We start from the raw sequence: 20,056 nt of genomic DNA, 5'->3' as shown, positions 1-20,056 counted from the left end.
CGTATACGAACGTTTTTATTAAAACTACGCCTGATACCCATCGCGTGCAAGTGCGTTCACGGTTGGCCGCATTTTTAATCAAATGCGGGAAAGATGCGTAAAAGCGTCGCAAACGGCTATTATAGAGCCGACGTTTTTTTACGGAGTTCCCATGGAGTTAAGAAACGAGGCGTTCCACCTCTTGCGCCAGCTTTTCCAGCAGCACACCGCCCGCTGGCAGCACGAACTGCCGGAGCTGACTAAGCCCCAGTATGCGGTGATGCGCTCGATTGCAGAGCACCCGGGAATTGAACAGGTCACGCTGACGGAAGCGGCAGTCAGTACGAAAGCGACGCTGGCGGAAATGCTCAGCCGTATGGAGAGCCGCGGACTGGTCCGTCGCGAACACGATCCGGCGGATAAACGTCGCCGGTTTGTCTATTTAACCGCGGAAGGTGAAGCGTTGCTGGCACATTCAGTACCGCTGGGAAATGCCGTCGATGACGAGTTCCTGGGACGGTTGAGCGACGCAGAGCGCCAACAGTTCTCGCAAATCATCCACAAGCTGATCGCGCAAGAAACAAAAGATTAGCGCTGGCGTAAGAAATCGATAAACGCCCGGCCCCTGGTCGGGACATGCTGCGCGTCCGGATAGAGCGCATACACGCCCTGCGGGGGAAAGGTAAACTCCGGCACCACCTGCACCAGTTTGTGCTCCGCCAGCGCCGGTGCCACCAGTCACTCGGGCAGCAGGGTAACGCCAGGCCGCGATGATAGAACAGCGACCCCGCCTCGGTGAGCGTGAGCCGTCGCGTGGATCGTAACAATAGCGATAGTCACGCGCCTGCACAAAAAAATGGAGACCCCATGAACCCGTATATTCAGGAAACGATCGACGCCCATGTGGCTATTGAAAACTGGCTGAGTCAGAAACAAGGCGCGGTAGAGGCCTTAATGGCACGCTTTTCCCCTGATTTTTCAATGATCGGTATCGGCGGAAACGTGATGAACCATCAGGCGCTCAGCGCTTTCTTTGCTACCTCAGGCGGCAGTCGTCCAGGCTTGCGCATCGCCATTGATAGCACGGCCACTCTCGCCGAATGGCGCGATGGCGCGGTGATATGCTATCGGGAAAGGCAGTGTTTGCCCGAACAGGGCGAGACCATCCGTTGGTCAACGGTCTTATTCAGGAAAGCTGAAGGGCGCATTTTGTGGCGTCATTTACACGAGACCCGACAGGCGTAGTATGCAAAGAAAAAGGCCCGATCGTCCGATCGGGCCTTTTTGAGAGGAAAATGGCTTATTCGCGGAATAGCGCTTCGATGTTCAGCCCCTGTCCTTGCAGGATTTCCCGCAGGCGGCGCAGGCCTTCTACCTGGATCTGACGTACGCGTTCGCGGGTCAGACCAATTTCACGACCAACATCTTCAAGCGTAGCGGCTTCGTAGCCCAGCAGGCCAAAACGACGCGCCAGGACTTCACGCTGCTTGGCGTTCAGTTCGAACAGCCATTTAACGATGCTTTGTTTCATATCATCGTCCTGCGTGGTGTCTTCCGGACCGTTGTCTTTCTCATCGGCCAGAATATCCAGCAGCGCTTTTTCCGAATCGCCGCCCAGCGGCGTGTCCACTGAGGTAATACGCTCATTGAGACGCAGCATACGGCTCACGTCATCAACCGGCTTATCCAGCTGCTCGGCAATCTCTTCCGCACTCGGCTCGTGGTCCAGCTTATGGGACAACTCACGCGCGGTACGCAGATAGACGTTCAGCTCTTTGACAATATGGATAGGTAAACGGATGGTACGGGTTTGGTTCATGATAGCCCGTTCAATCGTTTGACGAATCCACCAGGTGGCATAGGTCGAGAAACGGAACCCACGTTCCGGGTCAAACTTCTCAACCGCGCGGATCAGCCCCAGATTGCCCTCTTCAATCAGATCCAGCAACGCCAGACCACGATTGCTATAACGACGAGCAATTTTCACCACCAGACGCAGGTTGCTTTCAATCATCCGGCGGCGTGAAGCCACATCACCACGCAATGCGCGACGGGCGAAATAAACTTCTTCTTCGGCCGTCAGCAGTGGGGAATAACCAATCTCACCCAAATAGAGCTGCGTCGCATCCAGCACGCGTTGCGTGGCGCCTTGCGACAGAAGATCTTCCTCGGCCAGATCGCTATCACTGGGTTCCTCTTCTACTAAGGCTTTCTCATCGAAAACCTCGACTCCGTTCTCATCAAATTCCGCGTCTTCATTTAAATCATGAACTTTCAGCGTATTCTGACTCATAAAGATGGCTCCTACCCGTGATCCCTGAGCAAAGCACCTTCGCGATACATCATTCAACGACGCCAGACGGAGACGTTTTGCCCCGGTGAAGGGGCAGTTGCGACCGGCCTGACGTCGGTTAACTGATGCGACGCTTATCCGTACTTCGCCAAATTATCGCTGCGGTAAATACTGCAGCGGGTTGACGGATTTCCCCTTGTAACGAATTTCAAAATGCAATCTTGTAGAGCTGGTGCCGGTGCTACCCATGGTAGCGATTTTCTGCCCCGCTTTAACTTCCTGTTGTTCCCGGACCAGCATTGTATCGTTATGAGCGTAGGCACTCAGGTAATCATCGTTGTGTTTGATGATAATAAGATTACCGTAACCGCGCAGCGCGTTACCGGCATAGACGACGCGCCCATCAGCGGTCGCGACAATAGCCTGTCCCTTACTGCCTGCAATATCAATACCTTTATTGCCGCCTTCTGCGCCACTAAAGTTCTCGATAACCTTGCCATCAGTCGGCCAGCGCCATGTGGAGATAGGCGAACTGGTTGACGTACTGCTTGCAGTCGGTTGGTTGCTGCTAACAGCGGGAGCCGTCACTGGCGCAACGACAGTCGTCGCTGGCTTATTGTTCGGCAACATCTTATTAGCATTCTGTTCACCTGAGGATTCAGAATACGTAATAGTTGGTTGTGACGCAACCACCGCGGTCGATTTTTGTGCAGTATTTGAGGCCGCCGTCGCACCTCCACTTGCCCGCACGCTTGCCGCAGCAACGGCGTTATCACCGGTGATCGGCTGGCCTGCGGAGTTGCCAACCTGCAGCGTCTGACCGACGTTCAGGCCGTACGGCGCGGGGATGTTGTTGCGTTGCGCGAGGTCACGGAAATCGTTGCCTGTTACCCATGCAATATAGAACAGCGTATCGCCGCGTTTCACGGTATAGGTGCTACCGCCCGTATAGCTGCCTTTCGGAATATCGCCATATTTACGGTTATAGACTATCTTACCGTTCACGGTCTGCACCGGCTGCTGGGCCATCGGCTGAACCTGCGGCGCTGGCGTCTGAACCGGCTGTACCTGAGGTGTGCGCGGAACAATGGCGGATCCTGTCGTCGGCGGCGGAGTGATCAGCATCCCGGAATTCGTTCCCGAGGATGGGGCTCCACCCGCCGTGCTAACCGGTGCTGGCGGATGATTGGTGTTTGAACACCCCGCCAGCCAGAGTGAAACCAATGATAACGCCGCAATACGGCTTAAGGTAAATTTTGGGCTTCCCGCGCTCATTTATCCCCCAGGAATATGTTAACAGCCAATATCTTGCTTACCGGACAACACCCGGCCAGGACACTGAAAATGTGTCCACCCTACGCCTAAAGTCAGGCAAAAAAAACCTGGATTAATCCGGGTCTCATGCCAGCTCCCCTTGCACCAGGGGAACAAAGCGTACGGCTTCAACGGTATCCATCACAAATTCATTACCGCGACGACGGATCCGTTTCAGAAACTGATGCACCTCGCCGACCGGTAATACCAGCACGCCTCCCTCATCCAGCTGCGCCAGCAGCGCAGGCGGCACTTCCGGCGGTGCGGCGGTGACGATAATCGCATCAAAGGGAGCGCGTGCCTTCCAACCCTGCCATCCATCGCCATGACGGGTTGAAACATTATGTAAATCAAGTTGTTTCAGGCGACGACGCGCCTGCCACTGTAAACTCTTAATTCGTTCGACCGAACACACATGATGAACGAGGTGTGCCAGTATCGCCGTCTGGTAGCCTGAACCGGTGCCAATCTCCAGCACCCGCGATTCCGGCGTCAGCGTCAGAAGCTCCGTCATCCGCGCCACCATGTAGGGTTGCGAGATGGTTTGCCCCTGGCCGATAGGTAATGCCGTGTTCTCCCACGCCTTGTGTTCGAAGGCTTCATCAACGAATTTTTCACGCGGTACCTGGGCTATCGCCTCCAGCACACGCTCGTCAACAATGCCCTGAGTACGCAGCTGATTCAGCAGGCTTTCAACACGTTTGCTTACCATTGAGTGTCCACTCCGACGCGATCCAGCCAGTCGGCCACCATCCCGTGAGCCTGGTGGGCGGTTAAATCAACGTGCAGCGGCGTCACGGAGACATAGCCTTCGTCGACGGCGGCAAAGTCGGTATCCGGCCCGGCATCGTGCTTCTCTCCCGGCGGGCCAATCCAGTACAGCGTATTGCCGCGCGGATCTTTTTGCGGAATAACCTGATCGGCGGGATGTCGGCTACCGCAGCGGGTCACGCGGATGCCTTTAATCTGCTCAAGAGGCAGATCGGGCACATTGATATTGAGGATACGGCCGGTACGCAGCGGCTCGCGGCTTAAAGCCCGCAGGATAGAGCAGGTGATGGCCGCCGCGGTGTCATAGTGCTGATGGCCATTCAGGGAGACGGCCAGGGCCGGAAAGCCGAGATGTCGGCCTTCCATTGCGGCAGCGACAGTGCCGGAGTAGATAACGTCATCGCCGAGATTGGGACCGGCATTAATGCCGGAAACCACGATATCCGGACGGGGACGCATCAGGGCGTTAACCCCGAGATAGACACAGTCCGTCGGCGTCCCCATCTGGACGGCGATATCGCCGTTATCGAAAGTGAAAGTGCGTAGCGAAGACTCGAGGGTCAGGGAATTTGATGCGCCACTGCGGTTACGATCGGGTGCAACTACCTGGACCTCAGCAAACTCCCGTAAGGCCTTCGCCAGGGTCTGAATGCCCGGCGCATGAATCCCGTCATCGTTACTCAGCAATATTCGCATAGTCACCCGTTGTATTGATAAGTTCCCTTACCACGCTGGTGGCGAAGCTGCCCGCTGGTAGCCAGAAATGCAGTTCAACGGTTACGTCATCCCACCAGTTCCAGCTCATCTGCTGCGGATAGAGCAGCATCGCCCGGCGCGCCGCTTCAACTTTTTCACGCACCAGCAGAGCCTGGAGCGGCGTCTCTTCGGCAACAGCCGCCTGCTCGGCGGCCAGCGCCTCGCGTTGGCTGCCCCACTCACCGCTTCCCGGTAACGCCGCCGTAATCAGCAGTTCACGGTTATCAACCCGCTCCTGCAGCTGCATGCGCTCCTCAGAGGTGGCGACAAACCAGCTCCCGCGCCCCGCTAATTGTAGCGCATCGCCATCAACAACCTGATTAAATTCCGGTTTTTTTAATCTAATACTGACCTGTTGATTAAACAAGCCGCTACGCGCCGCCGACAGCCAAAAACTGCGTTTATTGCGATCGCGAACCGCTGCGCCGCTCTCCGCCCAGCGCAGCGCGCCCAGCAGATTACTGCCGCCAATACCAAAGCGCTGGGCGCCGAAATAGTTCGGCACCCCCTGCGCGGCAACAGCCTGCAGACGCCGCACGACATCGTCGCGATCGCTGATTTCCCGCAGAATCAGAGTAAACTGGTTGCCCTTGAGCGCGCCGAGCCGCAGCTTGCGTTTATGCCGCGCGTATTCCAGCACCTGGCAACCTTCCAGCTGAAACTTGCTCAGGTCGGGCATCTCTTTGCCCGGGAGTCGGGCGCACAGCCACTGTTCGGTCAAGGCATGCTTATCTTTCTGCCCGGCAAAACTCACTTCACGCGCATGGATTTTAAGAAACTTAGCCAGCGCATCAGCCACAAACCGCGTATTGCAGTCCGTTTTCAGAATCCGTACCAGCAGATGCTCACCTTCGCCATCCGGCGCAAAGCCGAGATCTTCGACCACCACGAAATCTTCCGGGTTGGCTTTCAGTATCCCCTGCCCCTGTGGTTTACCGTGCAGCCAGGTGAGGTCATTGAAAGCGATCATGACTGAACCTTATGCAGCAGCGCCACCGCTTCACAGGCGATGCCTTCACCGCGGCCGGTGAAACCGAGCTTCTCGGTAGTGGTGGCTTTGACGTTGACCTGATCCATATGGCAGCCGAGGTCTTCGGCGATAAAGACACGCATCTGCGGAATATGCGGCAGCATTTTCGGCGCCTGAGCAATGATGGTGACATCCACGTTTCCGAGGGTATAGCCTTTGGCCTGAATCCGCCGCCAGGCTTCGCGCAGCAGTTCGCGGCTGTCGGCGCCCTTAAAGGCCGGGTCGGTATCCGGGAACAGCTTACCGATGTCCCCCAGCGCCGCCGCCCCCAGCAGGGCATCGGTCAGCGCGTGCAGCGCCACGTCGCCATCGGAATGGGCCAACAGCCCTTTTTCGTAAGGGATGCGTACCCCACCAATAATGATTGGGCCTTCACCACCAAAAGCGTGTACGTCAAAACCATGTCCAATTCGCATTAAGCCTTCTCCTGGTGTCGGGAACGGGTAAGGTAAAATTCTGCCAGCGCCAGGTCTTCCGGGCGCGTCACTTTAATATTATCAGCTCGTCCGGCCACCAGTTCGGGATGGAAGCCGCAGTACTCCAGCGCCGAGGCTTCATCGGTGATGGTCGCGCTTTCATTAAGCGCGCGCGTCAGGCACTGGAGGAGTAATTCACGCGGGAAAAATTGCGGCGTCAGCGCATGCCATAGGTCATTGCGATCGACGGTGTGCGCAATAGCCCCCTTGCCGGGTTCAGCGCGTTTCATGGTATCGCGCACCGGCGCGGCGAGAATGCCACCCACGCGACTGGTTTCGCGCAGCGCCAGCAGGCGCCGGAGGTCGTCCTGGTGCAGGCACGGGCGCGCGGCATCGTGCACCAGCACCCATTCGGCTTCGGGCAACGCCTGCAGACCAGCCAGTACGGAGTCAGCGCGCTCGGCGCCGCCGTCGACGACGGTAATTTGTGGATGGGTGGCCAGCGGCAGTTGGCTAAAGCGGATATCGCCGGGACTGACGGCAATCACCACGCGCTGCACGCACGCGTTCGCCAGCAGCGCGGCGACCGCATGTTCGAGAATCGTTTTGTTACCGATTGAGAGATATTGTTTCGGGCATTCCGTTTGCATACGGCGGCCAAAACCGGCCGCCGGCACCACGGCGCAAACACCCGGAAAAGTGGCTGCCATGTCGTCATCCTGGGCTTGTTTATCGATTGTTCTGCGTCGACCCCTGGTTGCGCTTAGACGCATCCGGGACCAGACGATAAAATGTTTCGCCCGGGCGGGTCATGCTTAGTTCATTGCGTGCGCGCTCTTCGATCGCTTCCTGACCGCCGTTAAGGTCATCGATTTCCGCAAAGAGTTGATCGTTGCGCGCCTTTAATTTGCTGTTAGTGGCTTGCTGCGCGGTGACGTCATCATTCACCCGGCTATAGTCATGCAGACCATTTTTACCGAACCACAGCGAGTACTGTAGCCAGACCAGCAAAGCCAATAGTAGCAGCGTTAATTTACCCATTCTGCCCCCTGAAAAACGGCATCATCATCCCATAACTCGCCCGAGTATTTCACTCCGACGCGCGGACGACGCCGCGTAACGCGGGGACTGTAACACATTTCTGTCGCCGATACCCAGGCTTGATTCATACGCAGAAAGGACTATCCCAGCAGCCAGAGAAACAGCAGGCCAAACATCATCCCCACGGTCAAAATCGTCGCGCATGCGCTGTACAGGAGCTTACCGCTCAACAGCGAGTGCAGCGCAATCCCAACCACAACGGCGACCGGCATTAAGGCGAGAAAAAAGGGCCAGGTGTAGAGAAGGAAAAATAACGTATTACTGCCATACATGAGGAAGGGAATACCCAGCGCCAGCAGCCATGAAATAAAACCCACGGCGGCGCCTGACAAAGACCAGGTGGTCTCGTCATGGGACACCGCGGGCGGTTCCGGACGAATAAGACTGATGTTCTGGGTATTGCGCATATCGAATCCTGTTGACCTGGCGACCAGCATCTCAATGCCGCCGCCGTTTCAGGATCTGATAATATCTTGCTGTCTGAGGAGGTCTAATAGTTGGTGCACCAAATTTGTTACCAATTGTTCACCATCCAGATGAATTTCCGCCTTTTCTGGCGATTCGTACACCGAATCTATCCCGGTAAAGTTGCGCAATTCACCCGCACGCGCCTTCTTGTATAACCCTTTTGGATCCCGCGCCTCGCAGATAGCCAGCGGCGTATCGACAAACACTTCGATAAAGGTCCCTTCGCCCAGGCGCTCACGCACCATCTGGCGTTCAGCGCGGTACGGGGAGATAAAGGCGGTCAACACCACCAGCCCGGCATCAACCATCAGTTTCGCCACTTCCCCGACGCGACGAATATTTTCTTTACGATCGCTATCGCTAAAACCGAGATCGCTGCACAGGCCGTGCCGCACGTTATCGCCATCCAGCAGATAGGTGCTAACGCCCAGTCGATGCAGCGCCTCTTCCAGCGCACCGGCAACGGTAGACTTACCAGAGCCGGACAGCCCGGTAAACCACAGCACCACCCCGCGATGGCCGTGGTGCTGTTCGCGCTGCTGCCGGGTGACCGGATGGGCGTGCCAGACGACGTTTTCGTCATGCAGGGCCATTACTTGCCTCCCAGCAGGTCGCGCGCATCCCAGTGCGGGAAGTGTTTACGGATCAGCTGGTTCAGTTCCAGTTCAAACGCGCTGTAGGAGGATGCCGACGCCTGACGTTGTTCCTGCGGTTCGCGCACCATACCGGCGCCCACCGTCACGTTGGTCAGCCGATCGATGAAGATCAGCCCGCCGGTGACCGGGTTATGCTGATACTTGTCCAGTACCAGCGGCTCGTCGAAGGTCAAATCGACAAGGCCAATCCCGTTCAGCGGCAGCGACTCGACTTCACGCTGGGTCAGGTTATTGATATCAACCTGATAGCGAATCCCGTCGACGCGAGCGCGGGTTTTCTTGCCGGCAATTTTGATGTCATAGCTCTGACCCGGGGATAACGCCTGTTCGGCCATCCACACCACATCCACGCTGGCGCTTTGCACCGCAGGCAGCGTCACCTGCGCATCCACCAACAGGTCGCCGCGGCTGATATCAATCTCATCTTTCAACACGATGGTGATGGCTTCACCGGCGCCGGCTTCCTGCAGGTCGCCGTCAAACGTCACAATACGCGCCACGCTCGACTCCACGCCCGACGGCAGTACCTTCAGGCGCTGTCCGACCGTCACGCTGCCGGAAGCCACGGTACCGGAGAAACCGCGGAAATCGAGGTTGGGCCGGTTAACAAACTGGACCGGGAAACGCAGCGGCTGGCTTTCCACCACGCGACGAATTTCAACGGTTTCCAGCACTTCCAGCAGCGTCGGGCCGCTGTACCACGGCATACTGGCGCTCTGGGTTGCGACATTGTCCCCCTCGAGGGCAGAAAGCGGAACAAAGCGAATATCAACATCGCCCGGCAGCTGCTCCGCAAAAGAGAGATACTCTTCGCGAATGCGATTAAACGTCTCTTCGCTAAAATCCACCAGGTCCATTTTATTCACCGCCACCACCAGGTTTTTAATTCCCAGCAGCGTCGAGATAAAGCTGTGGCGGCGGGTCTGATCGAGCACGCCTTTGCGCGCATCCATCAGCAGAATCGCCAGATCGCAGGTGGAAGCGCCGGTGGCCATATTGCGAGTGTACTGCTCGTGCCCCGGCGTATCGGCGATAATAAATTTGCGTTTCTCGGTGGAGAAATAGCGATAGGCGACATCGATGGTGATGCCCTGCTCGCGCTCAGCCTGCAGGCCATCCACCAGCAGCGCCAGATCCAGTTTTTCACCCTGCGTACCGTGACGCTTACTGTCATTATGCAGCGATGAGAGCTGATCTTCGTAAATCTGCCGGGTATCGTGCAGCAGGCGGCCAATCAGGGTACTTTTCCCGTCATCGACGCTGCCGCAGGTCAGGAAACGCAGCAGGCTTTTGTGCTGTTGCGCGTGCAGATAAGCTTCTACGCCGCCTTCATTAGCAATTTGTTGGGCAATGGTCGTGTTCATGGCGGCTCCTTAGAAATACCCCTGACGTTTCTTCAGCTCCATGGAGCCGGCCTGGTCGCGGTCAATCATACGACCCTGACGCTCGCTGGTGGTGGAGACCAGCATCTCTTCAATAATCTCCGGCAGCGTCTGCGCGTTGGATTCCACCGCGCCGGTCAGCGGCCAGCAGCCTAAAGTACGGAAGCGCACCATCTGCTTTTTGATCATCTCGCCCGGTTGCAGATCGATACGATCGTCATCAATCATCATCAGCATACCGTCGCGCTCAAGCACCGGACGCTCGGCCGCCAGATACAGCGGAACGATTTCAATATTTTCCAGATAGATGTACTGCCAGATATCCAGCTCGGTCCAGTTGGAGAGCGGGAACACGCGGATGCTTTCGCCCTTGTTAATCTGGCCGTTGTAGTTGTGCCACAGCTCCGGACGCTGGTTTTTCGGATCCCAGCGGTGGAAACGGTCGCGGAAAGAGTAGATACGCTCTTTGGCGCGGGATTTTTCTTCGTCGCGACGGGCGCCGCCGAACGCGGCGTCAAAGCCGTATTTGTCCAGCGCCTGCTTCAGACCTTCGGTCTTCATGATGTCGGTGTGCTTGGCGCTGCCGTGAACAAACGGGTTAATCCCCATCGCCACCCCTTCCGGGTTTTTGTGCACCAGCAGTTCGCAGCCGTAGGCTTTGGCAGTACGGTCGCGGAATTCATACATTTCGCGGAATTTCCAGCCGGTATCAACGTGCAGCAGCGGAAAAGGCAAGGTTCCCGGATAAAACGCTTTACGCGCCAGATGCAGCATAACGCTGGAATCTTTACCGATGGAGTACATCATCACCGGGTTAGAGAATTCGGCGGCCACCTCGCGAATAATATGGATGCTTTCCGCCTCCAGTTGCCGCAGGTGAGTGAGTCGTTTTTGGTCCATAACCGTTCCTTAAGCCAGATTCACCACAGACGCGTTAAACGCATCTGCTTGAGTTGTTTGTTGAAACCAGGCGAGCTGTTGGTGTAATTGCACCACTTCGCCCACCACCAGCAGAGCGGGCATCGGAGCATCTTTCGCCAGCTCTTCGAGCTGCTGTAATGTGCCCGTTATCGTTTGCTGATCGGCGCGGGTACCGCGAGAAATTACCGCCACCGGCGTATTGCTGTCCCGGCCGTGGGCGATAAGCTGCGCGCTAATCTCCGCCGCTTTCATCGTGCCCATATAGATAGCCAGCGTCTGACGGCTCTGCGCCAGCAGCGACCAGTCGTGCGCGGCGCTGTCGGCCTTGTAATGACCGGTGACGAAGGTGACGCTCTGGGCGTAATCGCGATGGGTCAGCGGAATGCCGGCATAGGCCGTCGCCCCGGCGGCAGCCGTTACGCCCGGGACCACCTGAAACGGGATCCCTGCATCGGCGGCGGCCTGTAGTTCTTCGCCGCCGCGTCCGAAAATAAACGGATCGCCGCCTTTCAGGCGCACCACCGTTTTGCCTTCTCGCGCCGCATCGACCAGCATCTGGTTCGTTTCATGCTGCGGCACCGAATGTTCGCCCGCGCGTTTACCCACGCAAATCATCTCGGCGTCGCGGCGCACCAGCTCGCGGATCTCCGGCGTCACCAGGTGGTCATAAAACACCACGTCCGCCTTCTGTACCGCCTGCAGGCCGCGCAGCGTCAGCAGCCCGGCATCGCCCGGTCCGGCGCCGACGAGAATAATTTCACCCAGCCGTTTTTCCGGCTGATACAGTTCTTCTTCCAGCGCCTTATCGGCGGCGGCTTTATTTCCGGCAATCATCAGACTGGCAAAGCGGCCATTGAAGACCCGCTCCCAGAAGCGCCGCCGCGCTGCGGTGGTCGTCAGATGGGTTTTAATATGCTGCCGCCAGTAGCTTGCCGCTTCGGCAACGCGTCCGAGATTGGTCGGCAGTAAAGCTTCAATTTTTTCGCGAATCAGCCGGGACAGTACCGGCGCCGAACCGCCGGAGAAAATGGCGATCAGCAGCGGAGAGCGGTCCACGATGGAGGGAAAAACCACCGAGCAGAGCGGCTGATTATCGACAACGTTCACCAACCGGTAACGGGCGCTGGCGGCAGCGGAAACCCGCTGATTGAGCGCGTCATCGTCGGTCGCGGCAATCACTAAAAAGACGTCGTCGAGCTGGGGTTCTTCAAATTCGTGGGCCCGCCACTGAATCTCCTGACGCTCAACCAGAGCGGCGACGTCTTCGCATAAGGCTGCCGCCACGACCTGCACGTTGGCTCCTGCCCGCCGCAAGAACATAATTTTGCGCGCCGCAATGTCCCCGCCGCCAATAACCAGCACCGGTTTTGCTTTCAGTTCGGCAAATAAGGGCAAATAGTCCACGTTGCAACAACCCGCTTACAATCAGTCATAGAGCGACTATAGGGTGCTGTTTAGAGCAAATGAAATTACTAAATGGAATGAGTAGTTACTCAAAAGAATAACGACCTGAAAAAACAAATATCAAAAAGTGCTTAACGCGCGACTTTTCCGCTATTTAAGAGGAAATGAAATTGTTTAACCGCAGTCACAGTTTCATACTAAGGGCGTTAAATATTTCCCTCGAGAAAGGACCCCCGCTATGTTTTCCGCGTTGTGCCGCCGCCTCCTTCCCCTGGCGCTTGGCGCAGGTTTTGTCTTCTCCGCCCCGGCTTTCAGCGCCATCGGCGAAACCGCAAATACCCAGGCTCGTCATATCGCGACTGTTTTTCCCGGAAGAATGACCGGTTCACCCGCAGAAATGCTGTCAGCGGACTATGTGCGTCAGCAGTTTGCCCAAATGGGCTATCAAAGCGACATCCGCAGCTTCCATGCGCGCTATATCTACAGCAATACGGATAAACGGAAAAACTGGCAAAACGTCACCGGCAGCACCGTCATTGCCGCCCACGAAGGCGCGGCTCGCCAGCAGATCATTGTGATAGCCCATCTCGATACCTATGCCCCGATGAGCGATGCTGACGTCGAACGCAACCTTGGTGGTCTGACTTTGCAGGGCATCGACGATAATGCCATGGGCGTCGGCGTGTTGCTGGAGCTGGCCGAGCGGTTGAAAAGTGTGCCCACCCACTATGGCATCCGCTTTATTGCTTCAAGCGGCGAAGAAGAAGGTAATCTCGGCGCGCAAAATGTCCTGAAACGAATGAACGATGCGGAGAAGAAAAATACGCTGCTGGTGATTAATCTCGATAACCTGGTGGTTGGCGATAAGCTCTATTTTAATAGCGGGCGCAGCACTCCCGCCTCGATTCGCAAACTCACCCGAGACCGCGCGCTGGCCATTGCGCGCAGCAAAGGGATCGCCGCCTATACCCATCCAGGCCTCAACCATGATTCTCCGCAGGGGACCGGCTGCTGTAATGACGCCAGCATTTTTGATAGCGTGGGGATCCCGGTCCTGTCCGTGGAGGCCACGAACTGGTCGCCGGGTAAGAAAGATGGCCATCAGCAGCGCAACAAATCCGCCGCCTTCCCGCAAGGAACCCTCTGGCATGACGTGCAGTTCGATAACCAGCAGTATATTGATAAAGCTCTGCCGGGGCGTATCGAACGCCGCAGCCGCGATGTCGTCAAGGTGATGCTGCCGCTGATAAAAGAGCTGGCGAAGGCAGAGAAGCACAGCTAATCTGCTGGCCGACGATATGAAAAGCCCTCGTCGTTCAGACTGAGGGCTTTGTCTCAGGAAACCGTCTCTTAGCCTTCGTGCAGTCCGCACTCGCGCTTAAGACCAAAGAAACGGGTCTCTTCTTCCGCCATGCCCGGCTCCCATTTGCGGGTGGTGTGGGTATCCCCTACCGACAGATAACCTTCATCCCACAGCGGATGGTATTTCAGGCCGTGTTTTTGCAGATACTGGTATACCGTCCGGTTATCCCAGTCGATGATCGGCAGCAGCTTAAACACGCCGCGCTGTACCGCCAGCACCGGTAGCGTGGCACGGCTGCCGGACTGTTCCCGGCGGAGTCCCGCAAACCAGGTTTGCGCGTTCAGCTCTTCCAGCGCCCGGTTCATCGGTTCGACTTTGTTGATTTCATTGTATTTCTCAATGCCTTCAACGCCCTGCTCCCACAGCTTACCGTAGCGTGCCTCCTGCCAGGCGGCGCTCTCCTTCGCCCGATAGACCTTCAGGTTCAGCTTGAGCTTGTCCGTTAACTCATCGATAAAGCGATAGGTTTCCGGGAACAGATAGCCGGTATCGGTCAGAATGACCGGAATATCCGGCCGTACCTGATTGACCAGATGCAGACTCACCGCCGCCTGAATACCAAAGCTCGACGAGAGCACATAGTCACCCGGCAGGTTTTCCAGCGCCCACGCCACGCGCCCTTCGGCGTCCAGCGTTTCGAGATGCGCGTTGGTTTCTGCGAGAGCCAGAATACGTTCGACTTTTGGCAATGCGTTAAGCGCGTTTAGATCGAGTACGGACATAAAGACCTCGTTAGCCTGTTTTGCCGGGCAGCGCTGCGTTTGCCCGGCCTACTAAACCCGTAGGCCCGGTAAGCAAAGCGCCACCGGGCAATTGGGTGTTACTCCCAGAAATCCCGTGCGGGATCGAGCACCGGGCGAATGATGCCCGCACGCACCGTAAAGTCGCCGAAGCCTTCACCCGCTTCGCGCTCTTTCGCCCAGCGCCCTACCAGTTGGTCAATTGAATCGAGAATCTCCGACTCGGTTATATTCTCGCGATACATCCGTGGAATACGCGTCCCGCTGCGGTTACCGCCGAGATGCAGGTTGTAGCGACCCGGCGCTTTACCCACCAGCCCGACTTCCGCCAGCATCGCACGACCGCAGCCGTTCGGGCAGCCGGTCACACGCGTCACGATATGCTCATCGCTCACGCCGTACTTGCTCATGATCCCGTCGACCTTATCAATAAACGACGGCAGGAAGCGTTCTGCTTCGGCCATCGCCAGCGGACAGGTCGGGAAGGAGACGCAGGCCATTGAGTTTTCACGCTGCGGGGTGACGGCATTCATCAGCCCGTGGTCGCGCGCCAGCTTCTCAATCCGCGCCTTTTCCGTTTCCGGAACGCCGGCAATAATCAGGTTCTGGTTCGCCGTGATCCGGAACTCGCCCTGATGGATCTTCGCTATCTCCAGCAGACCGGTTTTCAGCGGACGGCCTGGGTAATCAAGAATACGTCCGTTTTCAATAAACAGCGTCAGGTGCCATTTTTTGTCGATCCCTTTGACCCAGCCGATGCGATCGCCGCGACCGGTGAACTCATACGGACGGATCGGTTCAAACTTGATCCCCGCCCGGCGCTCCACTTCGGCCTTGAAGGTCTCGACGCCGACGCGCTCAAGCGTATATTTGGTTTTCGCATTTTTACGGTCGGTACGGTTGCCCCAGTCACGCTGGGTGGTGACAACGGCTTCCGCGACCGCCAGGGTGTGCTCCAGCGGCAGGTAGCCAAACTCGCTCGCCGTACGGGCGTAGGTTTTTTTGTTGCCGTGCTCAATAGACAATCCGCCGCCCACCAGCAGGTTAAAGCCGACCAGCTTGCCGTTTTCGGCAATCGCCACGAAGTTCATGTCGTTGGCGTGTAGATCGATATCGTTCTGCGGCGGAATCACCACGGTGGTTTTGAACTTACGCGGCAGATAGGTCTGACCGAGGATCGGTTCTTCGTCAGTGGTGGCGACCTTTTTCTGATCGAGCCAGATCTCCGCATAGGCGCGGGTACGCGGCAGCAGGTGCTCAGAGATCTTTTTCGCCCACTCATAGGCTTCAGCATGCAGCTGAGACTCGTGCGGGTTAGAGGTACAGAGCACGTTACGGTTCATGTCGTTGGCGGTGGCCAGCGCGTCCAGACCAACCGAGTGCAGCATCTGATGCACCGGCTTCACGTTCTTCTTCAGAATGCCGTGGAACTGGAACGTCTGACGGTTGGTCAGACGAATGCTGCCGTAAATGGTGTTATCGGCGGCAAATTTATCAATCGCCTGCCACTGCGTGGTGGTGATAACGCCACCCGGCAGACGGCAGCGCAGCAGCATCGCATGACGCGGCTCCAGCTTCTGTGCCGCGCGCTCGGCGCGGATATCGCGGTCATCCTGCTGATACATGCCATGAAAGCGAATCAGCAGAAAGTTGTCGCCTTTAAAGCCACCGGTGAGGGGGTCGTTTAAGTCTTCTGCGATCGTGCCGCGCAGGTAGTTGCTCTCTACCTTCATACGCTCGGCGTCGGTCAGTTTACCTTCGACCACCAGAGGTCCTGGATGTTTTTCGCTCATTAGTAGACATCTCGCTGATAACGGCGCTCAACGCGCAGCTCACTTAAAAATTCGTCCGCCGCTTCGGCGTCCATCGCGCCGTATTCGGCAATCACTTCCAGCAACGTCTGCTCAACGTCTTTCGCCATACGATTGGCATCGCCGCAGACATAAATATGGGCACCGTCATTAATCCAGCGCCACAGTTCGGCCCCCTGCTCGCGCAGCTTGTCCTGAACATAGACTTTTTGTTGTTGATCGCGGGACCAGGCCAGGTCGATACGGCTCAGCACGCCTTCTTTGACGTAGCGCTGCCATTCCACCTGATAGAGGAAATCTTCCGTAAAGTGCGGGTTGCCGAAGAACAGCCAGTTCTTGCCTTCCGCGCCATCCGCCGCACGCTGCTGCATGAAGGCACGGAACGGCGCAATACCGGTCCCCGGGCCAATCATAATCACCGGCGTCTGCGGGTTGGCAGGCAGACGGAAGTTGTCGTTGTGTTCGATGAAGACGCGAACTTCGCCCTCTTCTTCCAGGCGATCGGCCAGGAAGCTGGACGCACCGCCAGCGCGGGCGCGGCCTTCGATGTCGTAGCGAACGGCGCCAACGGTGATATGGACTTCGCTTTCGACTTCCGCCTGCGATGAAGCAATGGAGTAGAGACGCGGCGTCAGCGGACGCAGCAGACCGATTAAGGTGTCAGCATCCAGTTGCGCCGGAGAGAAACGCACCATATCGACGATTGGGGTGTTGGCGGCATACTGTTGTAACTGGGCTTTGTCGCCCACCAGCGGCAGCAGCGTTTCGCTACGGGTCAGGGTGGCATAGTTTTCGACGATAGTGGCGGTGTTGACCGTGAGTTCAAAATGCCACTGCAGAGCTTCTGCCAGCGGCAGGGTTTTGCCCTCGACGGTTACCGACTCGTCGCCCTTCAGCCACAGCAGTTCAACCAGCTCTTTCACCAGCTCAGGATCGTTCTGATACCAGACGCCCAGCGCATCGCCAGGCTGGTAACGCAGACCGGAGTCAGCGAGGTCGATTTCAATATGACGCACATCTTTTTCAGAATCGCGGCCGGTGATTTTCTGATTCACCGCCAGCGTCGCCGTCAGCGGCGCTTCTTTGGTATACGGGCTGGAGTGAATGTCATTCACCGCCCCGCTTACCGCGGCCTGGGCCGGAGCCGCGACTGGCGCACGGGCTTTCAACACGTCGACCACGCGCGCGCGCCATTGCGCCGCCGCAGGCTGGTATTCGACGTCAGCGTCAACGCGATCCAGCAGGCGTTCACCGCCCAGCTCAGCCAGACGGCTGTCAAAGTCTTTCCCGGACTGGCAGAAGAATTCGTAGGAGGTATCGCCTAAGCCAAATACCGCAAAGGCGGTGCCTTCAAGCTTCGGCGCTTTTTTGGAAAACAGGAATTTATGCAGCGCAACGGCCTCTTCCGGCGACTCGCCCTCACCTTGCGTCGACGTCACGATAACCAGCAGCTTTTCGGAGGCAATTTGTTTGAATTTATAGTCGCCTGCGTTCACCAGTTTCACGTTCAGCTGTGCTGCCAGCAGATCGTCACGCAGCGCTTCCGCCACCCGGCGGGCGTTGCCGGTTTGCGATGCGGAAATAAGGGTAATGCCCGGCATTTCTGCCGCCTGCGCAGGAACCGCTGTCGCCGCGCCGGCGTGCTGATTCAGCACGCCCCAAAAGTAGCCCGAAACCCAGGCAAGCTGAGTCGGCGTGAAGTCTGTCGTGGCCGCCTGAAGGCGCGCCAGTTGCTCCGGGTTCAGCGGAAGCAAATTGGAAGGTGGGGCCTGTGTCGTCATGCGTCGTTATGTTCCAGTAAGCAAAGCTGTTATTCGCACCCTGTCAGCGCGGCAAAAACAGAAGAGAATGTAAGGTTAACGGCGCTAATAGTAACAATTAAAGAAGGGATGGAAATAACAAATAACCAAATGGACTAACCTGTTTTAGTTATAGTTATTAACAACAAAAACGATTAATTAAGCTCATGAAATTAAAAAGAATATTATGTAAACAGCTGGCGAATACGTCGATATTTTGCTCAGGGCCGTTTTAGTTAATGATAAAAAAATCGCTTTCCGGTACCCTACGGCGGTTTTTTTGTCTTATTGAGAGTAAAAGATGTCCACCACCCTGTTTAAAGATTTCACCTTCGAAGCCGCCCATCGCCTGCCTCACGTACCGGAAGGTCATAAGTGCGGTCGCCTGCACGGCCACTCTTTTATGGTGCGACTGGAGATTACCGGTGAAGTCGATCCCCATACGGGTTGGATCATGGATTTTGCCGAACTCAAGGCCGCGTTTAAACCGACCTACGATCGCCTGGATCACTACTACCTGAACGATATTCCCGGCCTGGAAAATCCAACCAGCGAAGTGCTGGCGAAGTGGATTTGGCAGCAGATGAAACCGCTGGTGCCGCTGCTGAGCGCCGTGATGATCAAAGAAACCTGTACCGCAGGCTGTATCTATCGCGGCGAATAACGCACGGGTTGTAAACCGATCGTTTGCTGGCCCGCAGAACAAAAAAGGCCCGGTATGCATCCTGCAACCGGGTCTTTTTATCAGGCAATATTCAGATATTTATGCGTCTGCATTGAGAGCCGCCAGTTGCGGGCGATGCAGGTCTCAATACACAGACGCGTCGCATCCTCTTTCTGGCTGATGGGCTGCAGAGCAATAATCCGCGGCTTGTCGTCGGTCAGCGTTTCCAGCAGTTCGTCCAGCGCTTCGATATCCCGCACGCGCCCTACCGGATGCTTAATTTCATCGGCCCGCAGCAGCGCCTGCGACAGCACATCGTAGCCACCGCGCATGTTGACCTTCGGCGATACCGTTACCCAGGTATTGGGGCTACAGCGCACTTCATGAGTACCGCTGGTTTCAATCTGGCAACTGAATCCGTTCTGCTCCAGCAGCATAGTCAGCGGCGTTAAATCGTGGATGCAGGGTTCACCGCCAGTGATCACGACGTGACGGGCGGTCCAGTCCTGACGCCCAATGATCGCCAGCAGGTCTTCGCCGCTTGCCGGGCCCCACTTATCGCTCTCTTTGGTTTTCGCCAGAATACTAAACAGCGACACTTCCCGATCCGCAAGCTTATCCCAGGTATGTTTAGTATCGCACCAGGCGCAACCAACCGGGCATCCCTGCAGACGAATAAAAATGGCAGGCACGCCGGTGAAGTAACCCTCGCCTTGCAAGGTCTGGAACATCTCGTTAATCGGGTACTGCATAATCATCTCTGTTTAAGTTCGAAACGCGCATTATCGCAGATTTAGCGCCCGGGGTCTTGTCTTCAGCAGTGATTGCACATTACCCGCTATCCATGGTTCTATACTGCTTGTCGCGAGCCATTTCTTCCGGCGCCTTACAGGATATTCAGAACATTGCTTCACCTGATTGGCTCAGCCGTTTTATTTTTCTCTCCATTGATGTAACAAAATATTTTATATATGACATTTATATGAAACTATAAAACTCGAAAAGAAAAATAAAATATCTATAAAAATCAGAATAGTACAAATGGATACATAATAAATGGAATCTTTTTAAATGTCAGAATGTCTTATCTAATCCGCATCGGCTAGTAACCTTAATTTAGTCTTAAGAAGCCATTTAAATCCCCTTTTTCTATTGATTTACTGTTTAGTTTTCCCCGCTTAAAATCCA

21 protein-coding genes and 1 pseudogene are annotated in these 20,056 nt (G+C 56.3%); 4 read left to right on the top strand and 18 right to left on the bottom strand.

Annotated elements, in window-relative coordinates; translation table 11 throughout:
• The first annotated feature begins 151 nt into the window (after nt 1–151).
• Nucleotides 152–571 carry a MarR family winged helix-turn-helix transcriptional regulator gene (locus tag Electrica_RS04720; RefSeq protein WP_131048956.1) on the top strand — a complete coding sequence of 140 codons (420 nt, stop codon included), beginning with the start codon at nt 152–154 and terminating at the stop codon, nt 569–571.
• Here the strand turns inward: Electrica_RS04720 and Electrica_RS04715 are convergent.
• Nucleotides 568–741 (bottom strand): annotated as a pseudogene (locus Electrica_RS04715) (LysR substrate-binding domain-containing protein); the annotation flags it as partial. The gene Electrica_RS04720 and the pseudogene Electrica_RS04715 sit on opposite strands and share 4 nt — an antisense overlap.
• 105 nt (nt 742–846) lie before the next feature.
• Between Electrica_RS04715 and Electrica_RS04710 the strand changes: the two are divergent.
• The gene (locus Electrica_RS04710) at nt 847–1,224 is read left to right on the top strand and encodes a DUF4440 domain-containing protein (protein WP_141963668.1); all 378 of its coding nucleotides are present in this window, start codon (nt 847–849) and stop codon (nt 1,222–1,224) included.
• A 55-nt stretch (nt 1,225–1,279) separates the two neighbouring features.
• On the opposite strand, the gene rpoS is transcribed toward Electrica_RS04710, so the two are convergent.
• From rpoS to cysG, 13 genes are all read right to left on the bottom strand, one after another.
• Nucleotides 1,280–2,272: an RNA polymerase sigma factor RpoS gene (gene rpoS / locus Electrica_RS04705; RefSeq protein WP_004866938.1), complete on the bottom strand. Its 993-nt coding sequence runs from the start codon at nt 2,270–2,272 to the stop codon at nt 1,280–1,282.
• Nucleotides 2,273–2,425: 153 nt separating this feature from the next.
• Nucleotides 2,426–3,547 (bottom strand): murein hydrolase activator NlpD, encoded by a 1,122-nt coding sequence (nlpD, locus tag Electrica_RS04700; protein ID WP_100684539.1) that lies wholly within the window; start codon nt 3,545–3,547, stop codon nt 2,426–2,428.
• A gap of 124 nt (nt 3,548–3,671) precedes the next feature.
• Nucleotides 3,672–4,298, bottom strand: a complete 627-nt coding sequence (locus tag Electrica_RS04695) for a protein-L-isoaspartate(D-aspartate) O-methyltransferase (protein ID WP_100684538.1) — start codon at nt 4,296–4,298, stop codon at nt 3,672–3,674.
• Nucleotides 4,292–5,053 (bottom strand): 5'/3'-nucleotidase SurE, encoded by a 762-nt coding sequence (gene surE / locus Electrica_RS04690; RefSeq protein ID WP_100684537.1) that lies wholly within the window; start codon nt 5,051–5,053, stop codon nt 4,292–4,294. The genes Electrica_RS04695 and surE overlap by 7 nt, the downstream gene beginning before the upstream one ends.
• Complete coding sequence (truD, locus tag Electrica_RS04685; RefSeq protein ID WP_141963666.1) at nt 5,034–6,083, bottom strand: tRNA pseudouridine(13) synthase TruD; 1,050 nt, start codon at nt 6,081–6,083, stop codon at nt 5,034–5,036. The genes surE and truD overlap by 20 nt, the downstream gene beginning before the upstream one ends.
• Nucleotides 6,080–6,559 carry a 2-C-methyl-D-erythritol 2,4-cyclodiphosphate synthase gene (gene ispF, locus Electrica_RS04680; protein WP_131048958.1) on the bottom strand — a complete coding sequence of 160 codons (480 nt, stop codon included), beginning with the start codon at nt 6,557–6,559 and terminating at the stop codon, nt 6,080–6,082. Before ispF ends, truD begins: the two co-directional genes overlap by 4 nt.
• A complete protein-coding gene (ispD, locus tag Electrica_RS04675; RefSeq protein WP_100684534.1) occupies nt 6,559–7,269 on the bottom strand; it encodes a 2-C-methyl-D-erythritol 4-phosphate cytidylyltransferase in 711 nt (236 codons plus the stop codon). Before ispD ends, ispF begins: the two co-directional genes overlap by 1 nt.
• 19 nt (nt 7,270–7,288) lie before the next feature.
• Nucleotides 7,289–7,600: a cell division protein FtsB gene (gene ftsB / locus Electrica_RS04670; protein WP_004866952.1), complete on the bottom strand. Its 312-nt coding sequence runs from the start codon at nt 7,598–7,600 to the stop codon at nt 7,289–7,291.
• A gap of 140 nt (nt 7,601–7,740) precedes the next feature.
• The gene (locus tag Electrica_RS04665) at nt 7,741–8,067 is read right to left on the bottom strand and encodes a DUF3561 family protein (RefSeq protein WP_100684533.1); all 327 of its coding nucleotides are present in this window, start codon (nt 8,065–8,067) and stop codon (nt 7,741–7,743) included.
• Between the two features lie 48 nt (nt 8,068–8,115).
• Nucleotides 8,116–8,721: an adenylyl-sulfate kinase gene (gene cysC / locus Electrica_RS04660; RefSeq protein ID WP_141963664.1), complete on the bottom strand. Its 606-nt coding sequence runs from the start codon at nt 8,719–8,721 to the stop codon at nt 8,116–8,118.
• On the bottom strand, nt 8,721–10,148 hold the full coding sequence (gene cysN, locus Electrica_RS04655) for a sulfate adenylyltransferase subunit CysN (RefSeq protein ID WP_141963662.1): 1,428 nt from the start codon (nt 10,146–10,148) through the stop codon (nt 8,721–8,723). The genes cysC and cysN overlap by 1 nt, the downstream gene beginning before the upstream one ends.
• Before the next feature lie 9 nt (nt 10,149–10,157).
• Entirely contained in the window at nt 10,158–11,066 is a 909-nt protein-coding gene (cysD, locus tag Electrica_RS04650) for a sulfate adenylyltransferase subunit CysD (RefSeq protein ID WP_004866959.1), read from the bottom strand.
• A gap of 9 nt (nt 11,067–11,075) precedes the next feature.
• The gene (gene cysG, locus Electrica_RS04645; protein ID WP_160703333.1) at nt 11,076–12,482 is read right to left on the bottom strand and encodes a siroheme synthase CysG; all 1,407 of its coding nucleotides are present in this window, start codon (nt 12,480–12,482) and stop codon (nt 11,076–11,078) included.
• Between the two features lie 247 nt (nt 12,483–12,729).
• Here cysG and Electrica_RS04640 point away from each other — a divergent pair, with 247 nt between their 5' ends.
• Nucleotides 12,730–13,773: an aminopeptidase gene (locus Electrica_RS04640; protein ID WP_141963660.1), complete on the top strand. Its 1,044-nt coding sequence runs from the start codon at nt 12,730–12,732 to the stop codon at nt 13,771–13,773.
• 68 nt (nt 13,774–13,841) lie between these two features.
• Here the strand turns inward: Electrica_RS04640 and cysH are convergent, their stop codons facing one another.
• From cysH to cysJ, 3 genes are all read right to left on the bottom strand, one after another.
• Nucleotides 13,842–14,576, bottom strand: a complete 735-nt coding sequence (gene cysH / locus Electrica_RS04635; RefSeq protein ID WP_141963657.1) for a phosphoadenosine phosphosulfate reductase — start codon at nt 14,574–14,576, stop codon at nt 13,842–13,844.
• 98 nt (nt 14,577–14,674) lie between these two features.
• Entirely contained in the window at nt 14,675–16,387 is a 1,713-nt protein-coding gene (cysI, locus tag Electrica_RS04630; RefSeq protein ID WP_100684527.1) for an assimilatory sulfite reductase (NADPH) hemoprotein subunit, read from the bottom strand.
• A complete protein-coding gene (gene cysJ, locus Electrica_RS04625) occupies nt 16,387–18,186 on the bottom strand; it encodes an NADPH-dependent assimilatory sulfite reductase flavoprotein subunit (protein WP_141963655.1) in 1,800 nt (599 codons plus the stop codon). The genes cysI and cysJ overlap by 1 nt, the downstream gene beginning before the upstream one ends.
• Before the next feature lie 319 nt (nt 18,187–18,505).
• Here cysJ and queD point away from each other — a divergent pair, with 319 nt between their 5' ends.
• Nucleotides 18,506–18,868: a 6-carboxytetrahydropterin synthase QueD gene (gene queD, locus Electrica_RS04615; RefSeq protein ID WP_100684525.1), complete on the top strand. Its 363-nt coding sequence runs from the start codon at nt 18,506–18,508 to the stop codon at nt 18,866–18,868.
• An 80-nt stretch (nt 18,869–18,948) separates the two neighbouring features.
• On the opposite strand, the gene queE is transcribed toward queD, so the two are convergent.
• Nucleotides 18,949–19,620, bottom strand: a complete 672-nt coding sequence (gene queE / locus Electrica_RS04610) for a 7-carboxy-7-deazaguanine synthase QueE (protein WP_131048703.1) — start codon at nt 19,618–19,620, stop codon at nt 18,949–18,951.
• Nucleotides 19,621–20,056 lie beyond the last annotated feature (436 nt).

It is taken from the genome of Klebsiella electrica, from assembly GCF_006711645.1.
GTDB lineage: Bacteria > Pseudomonadota > Gammaproteobacteria > Enterobacterales > Enterobacteriaceae > Klebsiella > Klebsiella electrica.
Note: the sequence above shows the minus strand (reverse complement) of the source record. Positions and strands in the feature narration are given on the sequence as shown.